Origin of the sequence: Novosphingobium sp. AAP93 (genome assembly GCF_001296055.1) — a bacterium.
Lineage (GTDB): Bacteria > Pseudomonadota > Alphaproteobacteria > Sphingomonadales > Sphingomonadaceae > Novosphingobium.
On the sequence record NZ_LJHZ01000036.1, the window covers coordinates 44,897 to 63,337 of the forward strand.

The window sequence follows — 18,441 nt, forward strand, 5'->3', positions numbered from 1 at the left end:
ATGGGCGAGATAGCCAGGGGAAAGATGGCAGGGCGCGTCGCGCTGATCACGGGCGGTGCTTCGGGCCTCGGCGCGGAAGACGCACGCGTGCTGGCACGTGAAGGTGCCAAAGTGGTTATAACTGACATGAATGCAGAGCTGGGTGAGGCCGTGGCGGCCGAGATCCCGGGCGCCATCTTCCTGCGGCAGGATGTCCGGGACCAGGCGCGCTGGACCGAAATCGTGGCGGAGACCGTCTCGCGGTTCGGCCGGCTCGATACGCTGGTCAACAACGCCGGCCTCGTCCGCTTCGCCGATGTCGAGACGATGTCCTACGAGGAATTCCGCCTGCAGATCGACGTCATGCTTGGCGGCACGTTCCTCGGTTGCCGCGCGGCGATCCCGGTGATGAGCCGCGATGGCAAGGGTTCGATCATCAACATGGCCTCGGTCGCCGGGCTCAAGGGGATCAGCGCGATCCCCGGCTATACCGCCGCCAAGGCCGGGATCATCGGCATGACCCGTTCGATCGCGGTGCATTGCCAGGAACAGAAGTCGCGCATCCGCGTGAATGCCATCGCCCCCGGCGGGATCGTCACGCCGATGACCGCGCAGGCCCTGGCGGAACTGCCCGAGGATCATGCCGGGCTCGATCAGGCCCATAATCATGGCATGGGCCAGCCAATCGACATCGCCAATATGGTTCTCTATCTCGCCTGCGACGATGGCCGTCACATCACCGGCACGACGATCACGATAGACAACGGCGAGACCATGAGCTGACACCGGGAGCTGACACCGGGAGCTGACACCGGGAGCTGACACCGGCCTGCCCCTATCACTTCCACTAGGTTGAGGCGACTCAGGCGATGGAACATAAAACAGGCAGAATTGCCGGTTTTTAAAAAGACGGCCCAGCGGGAGACTTCACCAATGCTCGAGATGATCCGCGAGCACGGCCTGCCGGACGCCTCCGGCGCGCCGCGCTGTCCCGATGCGCCCAGCGTGCAGCAGATCGTTGCCGCAGACCTGATCCCGCCGCCGCCGGTCCTCACGTTCGAACAGCCGGTCGATCTCGGCACTGCCCCCATCGCCGTCGACCGCTACTTCGACGCCGACATCTTCAAGGCCGAGATCGAGAAGATCTGGAAACGCACCTGGCAATGGGTCTGCCGCGAGGATCACATCCCCGAGCCGGGCGACTTCTACACCTACGAAGTCGCGCATCTCTCCTACGTCGTCGTCCGGCAGCAAGACGGCAGCGTGAAGGGCTTCGTCAATTCGTGCCTCCACCGCTCGACCAAGTTCAAGCGCGGCGAGGGTATCGGTTCGGGCAACGACCTGCGCTGCCCCTACCACGGCTGGACCTGGAGCAACGACGGCGCGCTGAAGGCGGTGCCGTGCGCGTGGGATTTCGCGCACATCGACCCTGAAAAGACGCGCCTTCCCGAAGTGCGCGTGGGCCACTGGGGCGGGTTCGTGTTCATCAATCCGTCGCCGGAAGGGCCGAGCCTCGAGGAATTCCTCGCCCCCCTGCCCGAGCATTTCAAGGACTGGGACATCGCGAACCGCCACGTCGCGGTCCATGTCGCCAAGGAACTGCCCTGCAACTGGAAGACGGCGCAGGAAGCCTTCCTCGAATCCTACCACGTGCTCGAGACGCACCCGCAGCTGCTCAAGGGCGTGGGCGACGCCAACGTGCAGTATGATTGCCATTCGGACCACGTGACGCGCTTCTATGCGGCAAGCGGGGTCAACTCCCCGCACCTCGCCCATCCGCTCAGCGAGGAGGAACTGCTCGCCACGATGATTCTCGGCGATAGAGACTCACGCGGCGATACCCTGACAGTCCCGCCCGGCGAGACCGCACGCACCGTGATGGCAAGGCACCTGCGCGGCGTGTTCGGCGCGCAATATGGCGCTGATCTCTCCGCCGTTTCCGACAGCGAGATGATCGACACCATCGAGTACCATGTGTTCCCCAACATGGTGCTGTTCCCCGGCCTGTCGCTGCCCATGGCCTATCGCTTCCGCCCGATCGGCAGCGATCCTGAACGCACGCTGTTCGAGATCCTGTTCCTGCGCCCCAACCCGGCCGATGGCCGCGCGCCCGAACCGCCTGAGCCCTATCACGTGGCCGAACGCGAGAGCTACGCCTCGGCGCCCGGCTTCGATGCGGCGATGGGCCACGTCTACGATCAGGACACCGACAACCTGCGCGCCCAGCAGCAGGGTTTCCGCGCCAGTGCGACCGGCGTGCAGCAGCTCGGCAACTATCAGGAAGTGCGCATCCGCCACTTCCAGATGGTGATCGACAAGTACCTTGCGGCGGAGTGACGGCCATGGCGTTCGATCTCGAAGCGGAAGTGCGCGACCTCGCTGCGCGGCGCGACATCAACGATTGCCTGTGCCGCTACATGCGCGGGCAGGACCGGCTCGATCCAGTGCTTCACCGCAGCGCGTTCCACGATGACGCCTGGGTCGACTGCGGGCTGATGATCGGCGGACCGGACGAATTCGTCGCCTTCGCGCAAGGCTTCCTCGGCGATATCGAGGGCAGCCAGCACATCATCGGGCAGGTCCAGCTTTCGGTGAACGGCGAAGTGGCCTCGGGCGAAGTCTACTTCTTCGCCTGGCACCGCCTGCAGGAGGAGGGCGTCCCAACCGACCTCCTCGTGGCAGGCCGCTACATCGACGAATATTCCTGCCGGGATGGCGACTGGCGCATCACCCGCCGCCGCGAACTGATCGACTGGGCCAAGAGCACGCCGGCGGCCGACCAGTTCCTCAAGGACAACGCCCTCCCGCTGGGCGCCCGCGGCGGCGCCGATTTCAGCCAGACCCGCAACTGGCCCGTTTGAGGATCCCGCCGATGCTCCCCATGTCCGTCACGCCCGGCCAGGTTGGCCCCCACCTGATGCAGGCCGCCTTCATCGTCGAGGATGTCGAGAAGGCCGCCCTCGCATGGGTTGCGGCGACCGGGATCGGCCCGTTCTTCCTTGTTCCGCACATCCAGCTCAATGAGGCCCGCTATCGCGGCGCGCTGGTCGACGGGCTCGATTTCAGCGTGGCGATTGCCCAGTCGGGCGGCGTGCAGGTCGAGCTGATCCAGCAGCACTGCGACAACCCCAGCGCCTACCGCGACACCGTGCCCAAGGGCCAGGAAGGTTTCCACCACTTCTGCATCTACACCGACGACTACGACGCGGTGTGCCAGCGCTACAAGGATCAGGGCTTCGCGGTCGCGGTCGAGGGCCAGTTCGGCGAGATGCGCTTCTGCTACATCGACACGTCCCCGGCGCTCGGCTGCATGATGGAGATCGTCGAGCAGGACGAGAACCAGACCGCCGCCTTCACCCGCATCGCCGAGGGCGCGCGGGACTGGGACGGCGTGACCGATCCGATCCGCCCCCTCTTCCCCGCCTGACACCGCTCTCACACCGGAAAGAACGCCCATGTCCGTGACCTGCCCCGTCGAAGACCGCCTCGCCATTCAGGATGTGCTGGTCGCCTATGCCAACGCCGTCGATCACATCGGCAATATCGAAGGCGTGCTGGACGTTTTCGTGGAAGATGCGGTGTTCGACCTTTCCGGCATTGGCCTTGCCCCGATGAACGGGCACGAGGGTATCCGCGCCTTCTTCACCAATGTCTTCGCCAACATGGCGCACCACGCCCACTACCTGACGAACTTCGCGATCACCGCCTATGCCGGGGATACCGCCTCGATCCGCGCCTACGTGATCGGCATGGGCGTGGGCAAGGACGGGCGCGGGGTGACCGTCAACGGGCGCTATTACTTTGACGTTGTGCGCACGGCAGGCGGCTGGAAGGCGAAGCGCTACACGATGGATTTCCTCATGCCGCTCAGCGGCACGCTCGAAAACGCCCAGTAAGCCGGAGAGCCCCGATGGCCGACTACATCACCATTCCCGATCCTGCCGCGAACTATCCGACCAGCCCGGATGCGGAATTTCCGCGCGCACGCGGCGATGCGATCACCGGCGAGCGCTATACTTCGAAGGCGTTTGCCCAGGCCGAGTGGGAGAAGATGTGGACCCGCGTCTGGCACCTTGGCGGGCGCGTTTCGCAGCTGGAGGAAGCCGGCGACTTCATCACGCACAACTTCCTGCGCCAGTCGGTGATCATGGTCCGCCAGAACGACGGCTCGATCCGCGCTTTCCACAATGTCTGCCGCCACCGTGGCAACCGGCTCGTCGGCACCGCGGAAGGCGGCGTGAATGCGCACTTCACCTGCCCTTACCACGGCTGGAAGTGGGCCATCGACGGCGCGCTCGACTGGGTGCAGGACGAGGAGGACTTTGCCGAAGGGTCGCCCTGCGGCAAGCTGCGGCTGAAGGAAGTGCCCTGCGAGACCTGGGGCGGCTTCATCTTCTACAGCTTCGATCCCAATGCAGTGCCGCTGCTCGAATACCTGCATCCGATCCCGACGCTGCTGGCTAACCGCGATCTGGCCGAGTGGAAGCGGGTCGTGTGGCGCACCTTGCGCGTCAACACCAACTGGAAGTTCGCCTCGGACAACTTCAACGAGGCCTACCACATCCCGGCGGTGCACCCGCAGTTCGAAGGCATGATCGACGATCACTACTCGACCACCGTGTTCGAGATGTACCCCAGCGGGCACAACCGCATGATCGAGAAGCTGCAGCCTTCCAGCCGCTATCCCGATGCGCAAGCGGTCAAGCCGCTGTGGGCCGACGTGCTGAAGGAATGGGGCCTTGATCCCGCTGCGTTCGAAGGCCGCGCGCAGGAGGGCCGCATTGCGCTCCAGCAGGCGCGGCGCAAGCTGGGGCCGGCGCGGGGCTACGCGCACTTCGACAAGCTGAGCGATGCGGAGCTTACCGACCAGTTCCACCACACCTGCTTCCCGAACCTGACGCTGACGGGAACGCCGGAAGGCCTCCACGTGTTCCGCACCGAGCCCGATTTGGAAGACCCCAACTGGTCGACCTTCGACTACTGGTATCTCTCGCCTGAGGTGAAGGGTCAGAAGATCCCGACGCTATACGGCATGCGGCCCTGGGCCGATGCCGAGCACCAGACCGGCGAGTTCGCGGCCTATCAGGCCGAGATCAAGCAGGGCGATTTCCTGATCCAGGACCTCGAAGTGGCGGTCAGCCAGCAGCAGGGCCTGCATTCGCTGGGCTTCGACAAGGCCTATCTCGCAGGGCAGGAAACCCGCGTCCACCGCTTCCATGAAGTGCTCAACGACTACCTCGAAGGCCGGCGCTGACAGGGATCCGACCCGGCAAACGGGCGTGACGAAGGAGGAGGATGACATGATCTCGCTGAAGGGCACCACCACCCTGCCCGCCCGTTCGGCCAGCGCGCCGCGCGGCGGCGATCCGCTTGCGCGAGGCTCGGCCCGGCAGGGCGAGCCGACCGGGCTGGACGCGCGCCGCGGCAAGGTCCCGGCCATCCCGCTCGACAGCGTCCGCATCGGTTGCGCGCAGGATGTGCGGCGCGCCGCGGAAGCCCTCAACGCGCTTGCCCTGGCGCTGGACCTGCGCGCCGCGCCTGCCCACAACATCGCGGACAAGCGCACGCCGATCGACGCGGACGGCAATATCCTGGCCCGCGACGTGTTCGGCTGGACGCAGCGCGATGCATGGTGGCGCAATTGCCGTATCGCGCTGGACTCGCCGCTGACGGCAGCCTGCCGCTATGAAAGCGAGCCGTTCTGGGTCAATGCCGGGGGTTTCCGCACCCGCCAGCCCAATCACTATCTCGCCGCGATCGATCTTGCCAATTTCGAGGCGCGCGCGATGACCCCGGCCGCGATCGTCGTGCCGGTCCACCTCCCCTTTGGCCAGATCGGCGCTGTCAGTTTCAACTCGCTCGATCCCGCGCGGACCGACCTGCAGGATACTTTCGTCGAGCATGGCGATGCGCTCGGTCTCTATGCCCGGACATTCATCAGCAGCTATGTCCACGTGATGGGCTCGGTCCAGGCCTTGCCCCCCGGGACCCGCCTGTCGAAGCGCGAAGTCGAATGCCTGCGCTGGGCCGCCATCGGCAAGACGGATATCGAGATCGGCATGATCATGAACAGGAGCCGGGCGACAGTGCGGTTCCATATCTACAACGCCTCGACCAAGCTCGACGCGGTCAACCGGAGCCAGTGCGTGTTCAAGGCTGCCCAGCTCGGGTATATCTCTCTTTAGAGTTGCCGGGATTGCCGGACCGCGCAGAGGCAGTCTATTCCAGCGGCATGTGCCCGCCTGCTCTCTTGCGTGATATTCGATGCCGCGGGTAGTCGACCACGACGAGCGGCGGATCCTCATTGCCCGCGTGGTCGATGATCTGGTCTACGAACGGGGCGTTCAGGCCGTCACCATCCGCGAGATAGCGTCCCGGGTGGGATACAGCACCACGGTCGTCTCGCACTATTTCAGCAGCAAGCTGGACATGCTGGTGTTCACCCACCAGCAGGCCCGCCTCAAGGTCGAAGCGCTGATCGAGGCGGCCATCATCGACAAGCGTCCCCTTGTCGAGACACTGGAGCAGTTGCTCCCGCTCACCGAGGAGCGCTGGCGGGACTGGCACACCTGGTTCGCGTTCTGGGGCATGACCCCGGCCGAACCCGATGTGACGCGCGAGTGGCGCGAAGGCACGAGCAATGCCCACAGCCTGTTCGTGCGGCTGATCGAACAGGCGCAGGCGGCAGGGCAGCTCGCCAATGCCATCGACAGCGCGTCCGCCGCAACACAAATCCAGATCTTCGTGAACGGGATCGCCAGCCTTGTCTCCCAGCATCGGGCCGAATGGCCGCCCGAGCGGCAAAAGGCGCTGCTGCGCAGCCTTCTGCAAAGCACTTTTGCCCTCAGCTGAGGGCATCTGCGGCGTCTGATCGGACCGACCTGATCAAAAGGCGAGGTAGCCGGCCTGCGCTTTTTATGTACGGTTGTTGTATAACAAGCCTGCATGATCGCCACCCATGGCAGGGTACGCCGGACGCGGGAAGGCTCCCGGCCTGCGCGTCGCCGCCGATCTGCATGCACAGAACCTGCGGATTTCACCGTGCGATTGGGATGAGCGAGATGACTGACGGCATAGGATACCTGCTCGAGAAGAACGCGCTGGAAGAGGCGGTGGTCAAGTACTGCGTCGCCATCGACAAGCTTGATGACCTGGACTTCATGATGTCCAACTTCACACCCGACGCCGTGCTGGATCTGACCGGCCTCGACCTGCCGCGCTTCGAAGGACATGAGCAGATCCGCGGCTTCTATGCGCAGGTCTTCGCGGACATGTCGCATCATATGCATATCCTCACCAACTTCCGCGTGGCGGAGCTGGATGGCGATGAGGCGCGGATCTTTGCCTACGTGACCGGAATGGGCCGCTCGAAGGCCGGGATCGAAATCCAGGTCTACGTCTACTACGACCTTGATCTGCGCAAATCGGACGCGGGCTGGCAGATCAGCCGGTTCTACGAAGCGCCGCAGCTGCCGATGCCGGAATCGGTCACGCAAGTTCACAAGAAGCACTGATCAGGACAACGGACACGTGCGGCGGGTGCCTCGTGGCTGCCGCACTTGTCCGGACAATCCTGCGAGACTGGAGAATTCACATGGCGGATGTTGCGGAAGTCCGGACGAACCTCGGCGAAAGGTCCGGATTTGCAGAGCGGTTCTTTCGCGACGGGGTCCTGATCGTCGAGAACGCGTTCTCGGACAAGGACATGGCCTTGATCGAGGCGGCATGGCAGGGGAATTTCGACAACCCGAGCCCGCTTGCGCAGCACCTTTACGCCGAAAGCGGCGGCACATTCATCCAGTCCGTGGAAGACTCCAGCAACAAGCCGGCCTTTCAGGCGATGTTCGGCAATACGCCGGTCACAACGATCGCGCGCGATGTGTTCGGCAGCGGCGGCGTCTGGTACTTCCACGATCAGCTATTCTTCAAGCAGGCCGAGGCAGACAAGCCGGTGCGCCGCACGCCCTGGCATCAGGATACGCCCTATCATCCGATCGACGGCAGCAAATTCGTGGTGTTCTGGATACCGCTGCAGGACATCCCGGAAGATTTCGCGCTCGAAGTGGTGCGCGGTTCGCACCGCGAGACGCTCTACAACGGCTCGTTCTTCGACCCGAACGACGATACGCTTCCGGTCTATGACGAGGCCGCCATGCCCCGCCTGCCCGATGTCGAAGCCGACCGGGCGCGCTGGGATATCGTGACGTGCGCGATGAAACGCGGCGATGTGCTGATCTTTCACCCCAGCTGCCTGCATGGCGGTGGCGCCACGCCCGCCGGGTCGACCCGGCGCAGCCTGTCGCTGCGCATGATCGGCGACGATGTTGTCCGCGTTGCCCGCCCCGCCCCCAAGGCGGATTCCCCGACGGCGAACAACATCGGCGATGACGAGGAAGCACTGGTGGCGCGGATCAAGAAACTGCCGCTGGGAACCGCAGCATCCCTGTTCGGGCTCACGCAGCTCGCCTGACCGGTGTGACCCGGCAGGCCCTATGGGCTGCGTTGCAGTGCAATTGCCGCGTCGACGGCTTCGGTCTGGCGAGAGGGCGGCCAGCTGTCGGGGTCGAAGATCGCCTGGGTGACGATCCCGACGAGTGCCGCAAAGAGCGCGCCCGCGATGGCCGGACGATCGGCAGCGGTGCGATGCGCGAAGGCCGGGTCGGCGGCAATGACGGCCTCGATCTGCAGCACGAAACCGCGCATGCGCTCGCGCTGTTCGGCGGCGAATTCGGGATCGGCGATGGCAAGGCCCCAGAACGAGAACCACACCCGCCAGTCGCGCTCAACCTTGCGGTCAGTCGGCAGCAGGGCGTGGAAGAGCGCGGCAAGGTCGCCGCGATCCTCAGGCTGGGAGGCATCGGTGCGCGCCTGCGACGTCAGGGCGGCGTGGCGATAGGTCAGCAGCATCAGGGCGCGCTTGTCGGGGAAGTAATGCGTCACGGCCTTGGTGCTGAACCCGGCCGCCGCCGCCACCGCGCGCACGGTCGCTGCTTCCGCGCCCCCGGTCGCGACAAGGTCGGCAGCGATTTCGGCGAGGGCGGTGCGGCGGGCATCATGGTCGATCACGGCGGGCATAACAGGTCCATCAATGCGGCATCTTCGACCGCGATGACCCGGTCTAGCCAGGTGTGGAAGTGCTGCAAGCCGTGTTCGTTGCGACCGAAGCGCACTTCGCCGAGGAGACCCGTCCCCATCACCTTCTGCTGGAAGGTAGAGGTCGGCAGGTCCTCGTCACCCACGACATGGGCGAGAAAAGCCGCCAGTTCGCGCATCGCGGTCCGCGCGGCCTCATCGGGGGCGCGTTCCGCAAGAAAAGTCTGCGTGGTGGTCGACGTGCCGACTTCGGCGCCCGGCGCGACGATCGACAGCAGCACGCAGCGGATGCCCGCCACGTAGAAGGTGTTGATCGAGGTGCCGGGGAAGAGGATCCACTCGCCCATCAGCAGCGGATCGAGCGGTTCATCGCCCGCGGGCAGACGGCCGAGAGCATAGAGATTGTCGGGCACAGAAGCGCCGGGACGGCCTTGCGGCGCGATCACGCGCTGGTGCGGCCCTTGCGCAAAATAGAAGGCGCGGTTCGAGCGGTCCGGCCCGAAGGTCTCGCGGTGCAGCACCGGCACGTGGTAGAACTCGAGGTGCGCGTCGAAGGCGAGCTTCCAGTTCTGGCCGGGCAGGATGCGGCGTTCGACCAGCGTCCAGTCGGCAAAGCCGAAGTCGGCGATCAGATCGTCGATCCCGAAGAGCATCGCCGCCGGATCGTGGGGGCTTTCCGGATCGAGGATCGCCCAGATCAGCCCGGCGCGCTCGGCGAGAGGAAAGCGCTTCATGGCCAGCGTGGCCTTGTCGATGCGGCCGAAATCGTCGGCGCTGGCAATGCCGAGCAGCGCGCCGTCCTGCGCGAAGGACCAGCCGTGATAGGGACAGGTGAAGCGCGCCGCCGTGCCGCATCCGCTCGCGACCGCCGCGCCGCGATGGGTGCAGGCATTGAGCAGCGCATGGGCCTTGCCGTGGCGGTCGCGCACCAGAAGCAACGGAATGCCCGCGACTTCCAGCGTCTTGTAGTCGCCCGCCTCGGGGATCTCGCAGGAGGCGGCGAGCACCAGCGGCACACGCTGGAAGATGCGCCGCTTCTCGGCAGCGAAGCGCTCGGGGCTGGTGTATTGCGCCGCGCCGAGTGTCATCACTTCAGGGGCGAGCGGGAAGCTGCCTTCCGCCGTGTGCCGCAGCAGCGCTTCGGCGTGCCGTTCAAGCGTGGCCCGCGCCGCCGCGCCGACGCGGTCGCCCCCGGTGATATCCCGTGCCGTGTCGGTCAACTGCATCGTACCGCTCCTTTTGCGAGAACGCCTGTTCAGTCCGTCGGGATATTGACCCGGCGCCGGGCGGCGTGGCGCGCGGCGATATAGCCATAGGTCGCAGCAGCGCCGATGGTCGCCCCCGCCCCGGGATAGCTCCGGCGGAAGGGCGAGCCGCTGCCGTTGCCGGCTGCATAGAGCCCCTCGATCGGCCGCTCCGCGCTGTCGAGCACTCTGCCCGCCGCATCGGTCTTGACCCCGCCATTGGTGCCGAGATCGCCCGGACGCAGCACAGCGGCCCAGAACGGCGGGCGCTCGATCAGGCCAAGGCTGGGGTTGGGTCGGTGCGCGGGATCGGCCCAATAGCAGTCGTATGCCGTCGCACCCCGTTGGAAATCGGCATCCACGCCCTTACGGGCAAACCCGTTGAAACGCTCCACCGTGGCGGAAAGTGTGGCGGGATCGAGGCCGCACGCCGCCGCCAGTTCGGCGATGGTTTCGCCTCGTTTGAGCGTGCCGTTCGCCATCATCGCCGCGCGCGCACCGCGCGGTGAGATATCCGGGAAGATGTGCCGCGAAAGGAAACGCTCGTCCATGATCAGCCAGTGGCGATGCTCTGCCGCGCCATGCTCGCGCATGATCCGGCCCGTCGCCATGTAGGACCGGGCCTCGTTCATGTAGCGCTTGCCGTGGTGGTCGACGACGATGCTGCCGGGCAAGGCGCGCAGGCCGAGCGCGAGCGCATGGCGCCCCGGCCCCAGTTCCAGTGTCGGCATCCACCAGCAATCGTCGAGCAGCTCGGTATCGGCGCCGATCCCGCGCGCCGCGGTAAAGGCGTCGCCCTGATCGCCGGGCGCAGCATTGGTCCAGGTCGCCGCGAAGCCCTGCAATTCGCGTCGCAACGCCGGGTTCTGCGCGAAACCGCCCGCCGCGAGCAGCACACCTGCCGGTGCGGGCAGTGCCTCACGCGCGCCATTCTGTTCCACCACGACCCCCGAGACGGCGCCGTGCTGCGTGGTCAGCTCGACCAGCGCGGTGGACAACCGGACCGGAATGCCGAGCCGGTCGACGATCAGCATCAGCGAGGCGATCAGCCCGCGCCCGGAACCCAGCGGTTTGCGTCCGATCAGCTTGTCGCGGTAATGGCGCAGCATGATGCTCGCCCCCACCATCGCGGGGCGGATGCCGGTCTTGGTGAGGACCGCCGGGCCGAACTGATCGCTGGTCAGTGCCGGGACATCGAGCTCCACGGCGCGCAAGGTGGCGAGGCGGTCGCCGAGCCGATGCCCATCGATCGGTGCCGCTTCCAGCGTGCGCCCGTAGCCCGCGCCGTCCACTTCGGGATAGTAATCGGGGTGATCGCGGTTCCTGACCCATTGCAGGCCTTGTCCCGCCAGCATCCGCGCCATCGCAGGCGCATGCTCGAGAAACGCCTCGGCCTTGGCGCGCTCGCGTTGGTTCGCATCGGGACCGAGCAGGCCGGCCAGATAGGTGCGCGCCCGCTCCAACGGATCGTCGACACGTTCCGCCGCCATGGCGTCGTTGGCGGGGATCCACAGCACCCCGCCAGACAGCGCGGTCGTCCCGCCCCAGCGGTCGGACTTCTCGATGATCAGTGGGCGCAGTCCGGCAAGGCGGGCGGAAATCGCACCGACCAGCCCCGCAGCGCCGCTGCCCACGACGATAAAGTCATAGTGGTCCGCCGGGACCTGCTCCATGACGGCGTTCACAGAGCCGCGCCTTTGCCCGCCGCCGCCTCGCGCCCCGCGACGCGGCCAAAGAACGAACCCGGCCCCAGACTGAGACCGCTTGCATATTCCTTGCCATTGCGGGGGATGTGCGCGGTACAGGCACCAGCTGCGTAGAGGCCTGCAATCGGCTTGCCCGAAGGATCGAGCACCCGCGCCCGCGCATCTGTCTCGATCCCGCCGAGCGTGATGTAGTGGTAGATCGAGCGGTCGAACGAGATGTCGAAAGCGGCAAAAGGCGCCTGATCGAGCGGCTTGAGCCAGGGCGGCTGCTTGTGGAAGCGGGTATCCTCACCCTCAGCCGCGTCACGATTGTATTCGTCGAGCGTGGCCTCGAGCGCGCCCTTGGGGAGGCCGAGTCCACTTTCCATCTCGGCGACCGTCTCGTAGCCGTCGATCAGCACGTGCCTCGCGCCTTCAGTCTCAGGGTAGGCAAAGATCTCGCTGTCGACGATGAGGTAGGCCTTCTGGCCCGGCTGCTCCATGATGAAGCCGGCGAGCCGGCCGTGATAGCTGTCTTCCGCCACGAAGCGCTCGCCGTTCGCGTTGACCACGATACCCTTGATCAGGTTCTCGGGCGGGTAGATCGACGCAGTCGCGATAACCCCGTCCATCGCGGCGAGGGCTGCGCCGGCCGGCTGCGCCAGCCCCAGACCGGCCCCGTCGTTCGACGGCACGCCGAGCGGCGAGGACGTTTCGCTCAGCAGCGGGAGCCACTTCTGCACGAGCGCGGCATTGTTGGTGAAACTGCCCGTGGCAATCACCACCCCATGGCGCGCACCAATCCGCTGCTGAGTGCCATCGATGGTCGCCGTCACGCCCACCACGCGGCCGGTTTCATCGATGTCGAGGCCGGTCACCGCGGCGTTGCAGATCGTTTCGACACCCTCGGCCTCGCAGGTCGCCAACAACGCCCGCATGGCCGAAAGGCCGCCATTGACCTCGTCGCTGCGCGCCTGGTGCCCACGCGGCACGGGCTGCGCTGCATTCTTGTATGGCCAGACCTTCTCGTTGCCGGTGGTGAGCAGGCAGTCGGCCGTTCTCACCGAGACAGCCTTCCCGGGATAGGCGGTGCGGGTGAAGGGGACGCCCTGTTGCTCCAGCCAGTCGAAATGCTCGCGAGCCCCTTCGGCAAAGGTGCGCACCACCTCGTCGTCAGGGTGCGAAGTACTGGCGCGCAGGAAATCGTAGAGGTTCTGTGCGGTGTCGTCATACCCGCAAGCCTGCTGCACCGGGGTGCCCCCGCCGAGATAGAAGATGCCCTCAGACAGCGCACTGGCCCCGCCGCCGCCGCCCGCCCGCTCCAGCATGAGGACCTCGGCACCGGCCCGGTGCGCTTCCAGCGCGGCGCAGGCTCCGGCGATGCCTTGCCCCACAACCACCACATCGACCGTGCGATCGCGATTGCCCATGTCCTGCTCCACTCCTCCGGTTTATACAACATATGTTGCATAAACCGGAGGAGGGAAGAACTAGTAAAATGCTCAAGAGTCTGCTCGTCCGCTGTGACCGCCGGGCTGGGCAGACGGCCGGAACGGCTGTCATTCATCAAGCTGCTGCGGCGTCAGACCGCCGGTAGGGAAGTCTTTTGAAGACTGCGCAGCACCAAATCGGTGTCGGTCTGGGTCGGCACCCATCCACTGGCGAGAAGCCCTTCGCGCCCGAACAAGGCCGCGACCGGATCCTTGGCAATGGCTGCCTCACCGAGCCTGGCGGCCAGGGGATCGGAAACCGGTCCATTGTGCCCTTGCAGATGCCGGATCCATGCGCCCAGCCCGGTCAGGATCGCGGGGCACTCCCGGCCATGTGCGGCGTTCTCGGCCAGCGTCGCCAGCCAGCGCTGCGGGAGCTTCTGACTGCCATCCATGGCAATCTGGGCGAGGCGGTGTTCGAGCGCGGGATTGGTGAAACGCGCCAGCAGATCTTCTGCATAAGCTGCGAGGTCCTGTCCCGGCTCTGCGGCGATGGTAGGTGCAGCTTCGCTCATAAGCAGAGTGCGCACGAGGCCAAGCAGCTCCGGATCGGCGACCGCCTGATGAACATAGACATGGCCCCGCGCAAGACCGCAGTAGGCAAGCAGCGAATGCGCGGCGTTCAGCATGCGCAGCTTGGCCATTTCGAAGGGCGCAACATTGCCAACGAAGCGTGCGCCAGCCTCCTCCCAAGCCGGGTGCGGCCCGGCAAATCGGTCCTCGATGATCCACTGGCTGAACGGTTCGGTGAAAACGGCGGCTTCGTCGCGCAAGCCGCCAAGCATGCTGGCAGCCATGCTGCGGTCATCCGGCGTGGTCGCAGGCACGATGCGGTCCACCATGGTCGAAGGGCAGGTGCAGGCATCCGCAAACCATGCGAGCAATGCGGGATCATGGCGAGACAGATACTGGCGCATCAACCGTTCGAGCTGGTGCCCGTTTTCAGCCAGATTGTCGCACGAGAGCAGTGTGAGGCCGAACAGGCCCGCGTCGCAGCGCCGCCGCAAACCCTCCGCGAGAAAGCGAAACACGCTGCTTTCGTCTGCCGCCGCGTGGTCGAGATCGCCGGTCGCCGTGCGGCAATAGCCCTTCTCCGTAATGGTCAGGCTGACAATCCTCGTGGTCGGTGCGGCCAGCGCGGCGGTCACGGCTTCAGGCTCGTCCTTTGCTACCAGCACGCCGCGCACCGCACCGACGATGCGCACGCTGGCACCTTTGGCGCTGCGTTCGATCACGCCGTAAAGCCCGGCCTGCGGGTTCATCTGCTGCGCGACATCGGCTGACCTCAGCGAAACGCCGAGGATCATCCAGTCCCGCTCGCCCTGACGCATTGCGGCGTCGGTGTACCAGGCCTGGTGCGCGCGGTGGAACGCGCCGATCCCGAAGTGGACGATACCCACAGCCTGCGCGTCGCGGTCATAGTCCGGACGCGCGATGGTTTCCGGCAGACGTGTAAGCACATCGGGCGAAAGGCGTGCGGGATCACTCACAGGCGATAGGCCTGCTTGGCGAGATTGTAAGTGAGATCGGCGGCGAGTTCGGCCGCTTCCCAATCTGCGATGCGGTGTTCGGCAACGAGTTCGGCGAGGAACCCGCAGTCGATCCGCCGAGCAACGTCGTGCCGGGCCGGAATCGAGAGGAACGCGCGCGTGTCGTCGTTGAAGCCGACGGTGTTGTAGAAGCCGGCGGTCTCGGTCGTCATCCGGCGGAAGCGGCGCATCCCTTCCGGGCTGTCATGGAACCACCAAGCCGGGCCGAGCTTGAGGCAGGGATAATGCCCTGCCAGTGGCGCGAGTTCGCGGGCATATGCGCTTTCATCGAGCGTGAAGAGGATTATCGAGAGCGCGGGATTGTTGCCGAAGCAATCGAGCAGGGGCTTGAGCGCGTGGACGTAGTCGGTGCGCGTCGGCATGTCCGCGCCCATGTCTCGGCCCATTGCGTTGAACAGACCCTCGTTGTGATTGCGCAGCGCGCCGGGGTGGATCTGCATGACGAGCCCGTCATCGATGCTCATCGCGGCCATTTCGGTCAGCATCTGGGCGCGGAACAGTTCGGCGTCGTATTCGGTGAAGGCTCCCGAAATCACCGTCTGGAACAGCCGCTCGGCCTCGCCGCGGCCCAGATTGGCCGTGAGCGCGGTGGGGTGGCCATGATCGGTGCTGGTCGCGCCCATCGCGGCGAAGAACGCGCGGCGCTTGCGGTGCGCGGCGAGGTAGCCGCCCCATGTCGTGCAATCCTCCCCGGTCAGCTCGGACAAATGGTCGATATTGGCGCGGAAGCCCTCGTATTCGGGATCGATCACGGGATCGGGGCGATAGGCGGTGATGACACGGCCCTGCCAGCCGCTGGCGCAGATGGCGGCGTGCTGCTCGAGGCTGTCGAGCGGGCTTTCAGTCGTCGCCAGCACTTCGATGTTATAGCGTTCGAACAGCGCGCGCGGGCGCATGGCCTCGCTGGCCAGCTGTTCGGTGATGCTGTCGAAATAGAGGTCCGACGTCTCGGCAGAGAGCTGGACCTTGAGGGCGAAGGTATCGGCAAACACGAAGTCGAGCCAAATTCGCGAAGGCGTGCCGCGAAACAGATGATAGCGCTCGGCCAGTAGCCGCCATGCCGCACGGGGGTCGACGTCCGGGTTGCCGACGCCGAGGTCCTTCAGCGCAACCCCTTGCGAGTAGAGCATCCGGAAGACGTAATGGTCGGGCACGAGCAGGAATTCGGTGGCATTGCCGAAGCTCTCGTTCTTCGCGAACCAGGCGGGATCGGTATGGCCGTGCGGGCTGATGATCGGGAGATCGCGGACCGATCCATAAAGCTCGCGGGCCAGCGCGCGGACCGTCGGGTCTGCCGGGAAAAGCCTGTCAGGATGAAGTTCGAGATTACGGATCACGCGGTTGCCCTTGCATAGCGGTCGCGCTTGGCCTGCGCGGCGCGGCGCGCTTCCTCGATCTGGCGCTCTTCGGTGGCGAAGAGCAGGCTGTCGATCACCTGGCTGAGATGGCCGCGCATGGCCTGCCGCGCGGCGACGGGATCGCGCGAACGCAGGGCCTGCAGGATCGCCGAGTGTTCATCGACGACCGGCTTTATATTGGCCGTGCGCGCCTTTTCATGCAGCAGGGCTGCCTCTGGCGAGGACGCGCGCAGGTCCCACAGACGCTCGATGGCATCGTGGATCGCGCCGTTGCGCGTGGCCTTGGCAATGGCGAGATGGAAGGCGCGGTCTGCCTTCTCGCTGCCGCGCGGGTCGTTGTTCTCCTGCGCGATCGCCTCGACCAGCTGCGCGATCTCGGCCAGTTCTTCCTCGGTGATCTGCGTGGCGGCGAGCGCGGCGGCTTCGCCTTCGAACAGGAGCCGCGCTTCGGTCAGCTCGAACGCACTGACGTTGAAACCGGGCAGGTCCTCGCTGCCGGGCAGGCGGCGGACATAGGCGCCCGAACCGACGCGCACCTCGATCAGGCCCTGCACTTCGAGCGCAATGATCGCCTCGCGTACGGTGGGGCGGCTGACTCCATGCTTCACCGCGAGTTCGCGCTCGGCAGGCAGGCGCGCGCCGACGGGATAGGCGCCGCTTGCCAGCTCTTCGGTCAGGCTGCGGGCAAGGTCCTGGTAGAGGCGATCCGGGCCTTTTTCGATCTCGCTCATGTCAGCTCCTTTTGGTATTACCAATTTTCTTGACAGGTATGGCAACTTTGGTCAAGTCGCATTGTACACGCTCCACTACCCAATGCACGGGGATTCGCATGAAGATTCACTCAGCCCGCGTCATCGTGACCTGCCCGGGTCGCAACTTCGTCACGCTCAAGATCGAAACCGACCAGGGCGTCTATGGCATCGGCGATGGCACGCTCAACGGGCGCGAGAAGGCGGTCGTGGCCTATCTGGAAGATCACGTGATCCCCTGCCTGATCGGCATGGACCCGCGCCGGATCGAGGATATCTGGCAGTATCTCTATCGCGGGGCCTACTGGCGGCGCGGTCCGGTGACGATGCGCGCGATTGCGGCGGTCGACATGGCGCTATGGGACATCAAGGCCAAGATGGCCGGAATGCCGCTCTATGATCTGCTCGGCGGGCGCAGCCGCGATGGCGTGATGGTCTATGGCCATGCCAATGGCAGCGACATTGCCGAGACGGTCGAAGCCGTCGGCCACTACATCGACATGGGCTACAAGGCGATCCGCGCGCAGACCGGCGTGCCCGGGATCAAGGATGCCTACGGGGTGGGCCGCGGCAAGCTCTATTATGAGCCGGCCGATGCCGCCCTCCCCTCGGTCACTGGCTGGGATACGCGCAAGGCGCTCAACTACGTTCCGAAGATGTTCGAGGAACTGCGCAAGACCTACGGCTTCGATCACCACCTGCTGCACGACGGGCACCACCGCTACACCCCGCAGGAAGCGGCCAATCTCGGCAAGATGCTGGAGCCCTACCAGCTGTTCTGGCTGGAGGACTGCACCCCGGCGGAAAACCAGGAAGCCTTCAAGCTGGTGCGCCACCATACCGTCACCCCGCTGGCGGTCGGCGAGATCTTCAACACGATCTGGGATGCCAAGGATCTCATCCAGAACCAGCTGATCGACTATATCCGCGCCACGGTCGTGGGCGCGGGCGGCCTCACCCATCTGCGCCGTATCGCCGATCTCGCCAGCCTCTATGGTGTGCGCACCGGCTGCCACGGCGCAACCGACCTTTCACCCGTCACGATGGGCTGCGCGCTCCACTTCGATACCTGGGTGCCCAACTTCGGCATCCAGGAATACATGCGCCACACCGAGGAAACCGACGCGGTTTTCCCGCACGACTACCACTTCGAGAAGGGCGAACTCTTCGTGGGCGACACGCCGGGCCACGGCGTCGACATCGACGAGAAGCTGGCCGCAAAGTACCCCTACAAGCCCGCCTATCTGCCGGTCGCACGGCTTGAAGACGGCACGATGTGGAACTGGTGAGAGG

Annotated in this window: 18 protein-coding genes; 11 read left to right on the forward strand and 7 right to left on the reverse strand. The window is 65.5% G+C overall.

Annotation, left to right across the window (positions count from 1 at the left end):
* Positions 1-24: 24 nt before the first annotated feature.
* The 10 genes from IP83_RS07795 to IP83_RS07840 all read left to right on the forward strand — a co-directional run bounded on the left by IP83_RS07795 (position 25) and on the right by IP83_RS07840 (position 8,449).
* Positions 25-762 carry an SDR family oxidoreductase gene (locus IP83_RS07795; RefSeq protein ID WP_231624959.1) on the forward strand — a complete coding sequence of 246 codons (738 nt, stop codon included), beginning with the start codon at positions 25-27 and terminating at the stop codon, positions 760-762.
* Between the two features lie 150 nt (positions 763-912).
* The gene (locus IP83_RS07800) at positions 913-2,316 is read left to right on the forward strand and encodes an SRPBCC family protein (RefSeq protein WP_054121648.1); all 1,404 of its coding nucleotides are present in this window, start codon (positions 913-915) and stop codon (positions 2,314-2,316) included.
* A gap of 5 nt (positions 2,317-2,321) precedes the next feature.
* Complete coding sequence (locus IP83_RS07805) at positions 2,322-2,840, forward strand: nuclear transport factor 2 family protein (protein WP_054121649.1); 519 nt, start codon at positions 2,322-2,324, stop codon at positions 2,838-2,840.
* A gap of 11 nt (positions 2,841-2,851) precedes the next feature.
* Positions 2,852-3,406, forward strand: coding sequence for a VOC family protein (locus IP83_RS07810; protein ID WP_054121650.1), 555 nt, complete (start codon positions 2,852-2,854; stop codon positions 3,404-3,406).
* Between the two features lie 28 nt (positions 3,407-3,434).
* Positions 3,435-3,875 carry a nuclear transport factor 2 family protein gene (locus IP83_RS07815; RefSeq protein ID WP_054121651.1) on the forward strand — a complete coding sequence of 147 codons (441 nt, stop codon included), beginning with the start codon at positions 3,435-3,437 and terminating at the stop codon, positions 3,873-3,875.
* A 14-nt stretch (positions 3,876-3,889) separates the two neighbouring features.
* Positions 3,890-5,233, forward strand: coding sequence for an SRPBCC family protein (locus tag IP83_RS07820; protein WP_054121652.1), 1,344 nt, complete (start codon positions 3,890-3,892; stop codon positions 5,231-5,233).
* 46 nt (positions 5,234-5,279) lie between these two features.
* Positions 5,280-6,164, forward strand: coding sequence for a helix-turn-helix transcriptional regulator (locus IP83_RS07825; protein WP_082364583.1), 885 nt, complete (start codon positions 5,280-5,282; stop codon positions 6,162-6,164).
* A gap of 79 nt (positions 6,165-6,243) precedes the next feature.
* A complete protein-coding gene (locus IP83_RS07830; RefSeq protein WP_054121653.1) occupies positions 6,244-6,831 on the forward strand; it encodes a TetR/AcrR family transcriptional regulator in 588 nt (195 codons plus the stop codon).
* A 200-nt stretch (positions 6,832-7,031) separates the two neighbouring features.
* Positions 7,032-7,493: a nuclear transport factor 2 family protein gene (locus IP83_RS20600; protein ID WP_054121654.1), complete on the forward strand. Its 462-nt coding sequence runs from the start codon at positions 7,032-7,034 to the stop codon at positions 7,491-7,493.
* Positions 7,494-7,573: 80 nt separating this feature from the next.
* Complete coding sequence (locus tag IP83_RS07840; protein WP_054121655.1) at positions 7,574-8,449, forward strand: phytanoyl-CoA dioxygenase family protein; 876 nt, start codon at positions 7,574-7,576, stop codon at positions 8,447-8,449.
* Positions 8,450-8,469: 20 nt separating this feature from the next.
* Here the strand turns inward: IP83_RS07840 and IP83_RS07845 are convergent, their stop codons facing one another.
* The 7 genes from IP83_RS07845 to IP83_RS07875 form a co-directional block, all read right to left on the reverse strand.
* Entirely contained in the window at positions 8,470-9,054 is a 585-nt protein-coding gene (locus IP83_RS07845; RefSeq protein ID WP_054121656.1) for a TetR family transcriptional regulator C-terminal domain-containing protein, read from the reverse strand.
* Positions 9,042-10,298, reverse strand: coding sequence for an SRPBCC family protein (locus IP83_RS07850; protein WP_054121657.1), 1,257 nt, complete (start codon positions 10,296-10,298; stop codon positions 9,042-9,044). The genes IP83_RS07845 and IP83_RS07850 overlap by 13 nt, the downstream gene beginning before the upstream one ends.
* A 29-nt stretch (positions 10,299-10,327) precedes the next feature.
* The gene (locus tag IP83_RS07855) at positions 10,328-12,001 is read right to left on the reverse strand and encodes an FAD-binding protein (RefSeq protein WP_231624960.1); all 1,674 of its coding nucleotides are present in this window, start codon (positions 11,999-12,001) and stop codon (positions 10,328-10,330) included.
* Positions 11,998-13,431, reverse strand: coding sequence for an FAD-dependent oxidoreductase (locus tag IP83_RS07860; RefSeq protein ID WP_054121659.1), 1,434 nt, complete (start codon positions 13,429-13,431; stop codon positions 11,998-12,000). The genes IP83_RS07855 and IP83_RS07860 overlap by 4 nt, the downstream gene beginning before the upstream one ends.
* 152 nt (positions 13,432-13,583) lie before the next feature.
* Positions 13,584-14,981: a mannitol dehydrogenase family protein gene (locus IP83_RS07865; protein ID WP_054121660.1), complete on the reverse strand. Its 1,398-nt coding sequence runs from the start codon at positions 14,979-14,981 to the stop codon at positions 13,584-13,586.
* Entirely contained in the window at positions 14,978-16,378 is a 1,401-nt protein-coding gene (gene uxaC / locus IP83_RS07870) for a glucuronate isomerase (protein ID WP_054121661.1), read from the reverse strand. The genes IP83_RS07865 and uxaC overlap by 4 nt, the downstream gene beginning before the upstream one ends.
* Entirely contained in the window at positions 16,375-17,130 is a 756-nt protein-coding gene (locus IP83_RS07875) for a FadR/GntR family transcriptional regulator (protein ID WP_054121662.1), read from the reverse strand. The genes uxaC and IP83_RS07875 overlap by 4 nt, the downstream gene beginning before the upstream one ends.
* 98 nt (positions 17,131-17,228) lie before the next feature.
* Here IP83_RS07875 and manD point away from each other — a divergent pair, with 98 nt between their 5' ends.
* The gene (gene manD / locus IP83_RS07880; protein ID WP_054121663.1) at positions 17,229-18,437 is read left to right on the forward strand and encodes a mannonate dehydratase; all 1,209 of its coding nucleotides are present in this window, start codon (positions 17,229-17,231) and stop codon (positions 18,435-18,437) included.
* The last annotated feature ends 4 nt before the right edge of the window (positions 18,438-18,441 follow it).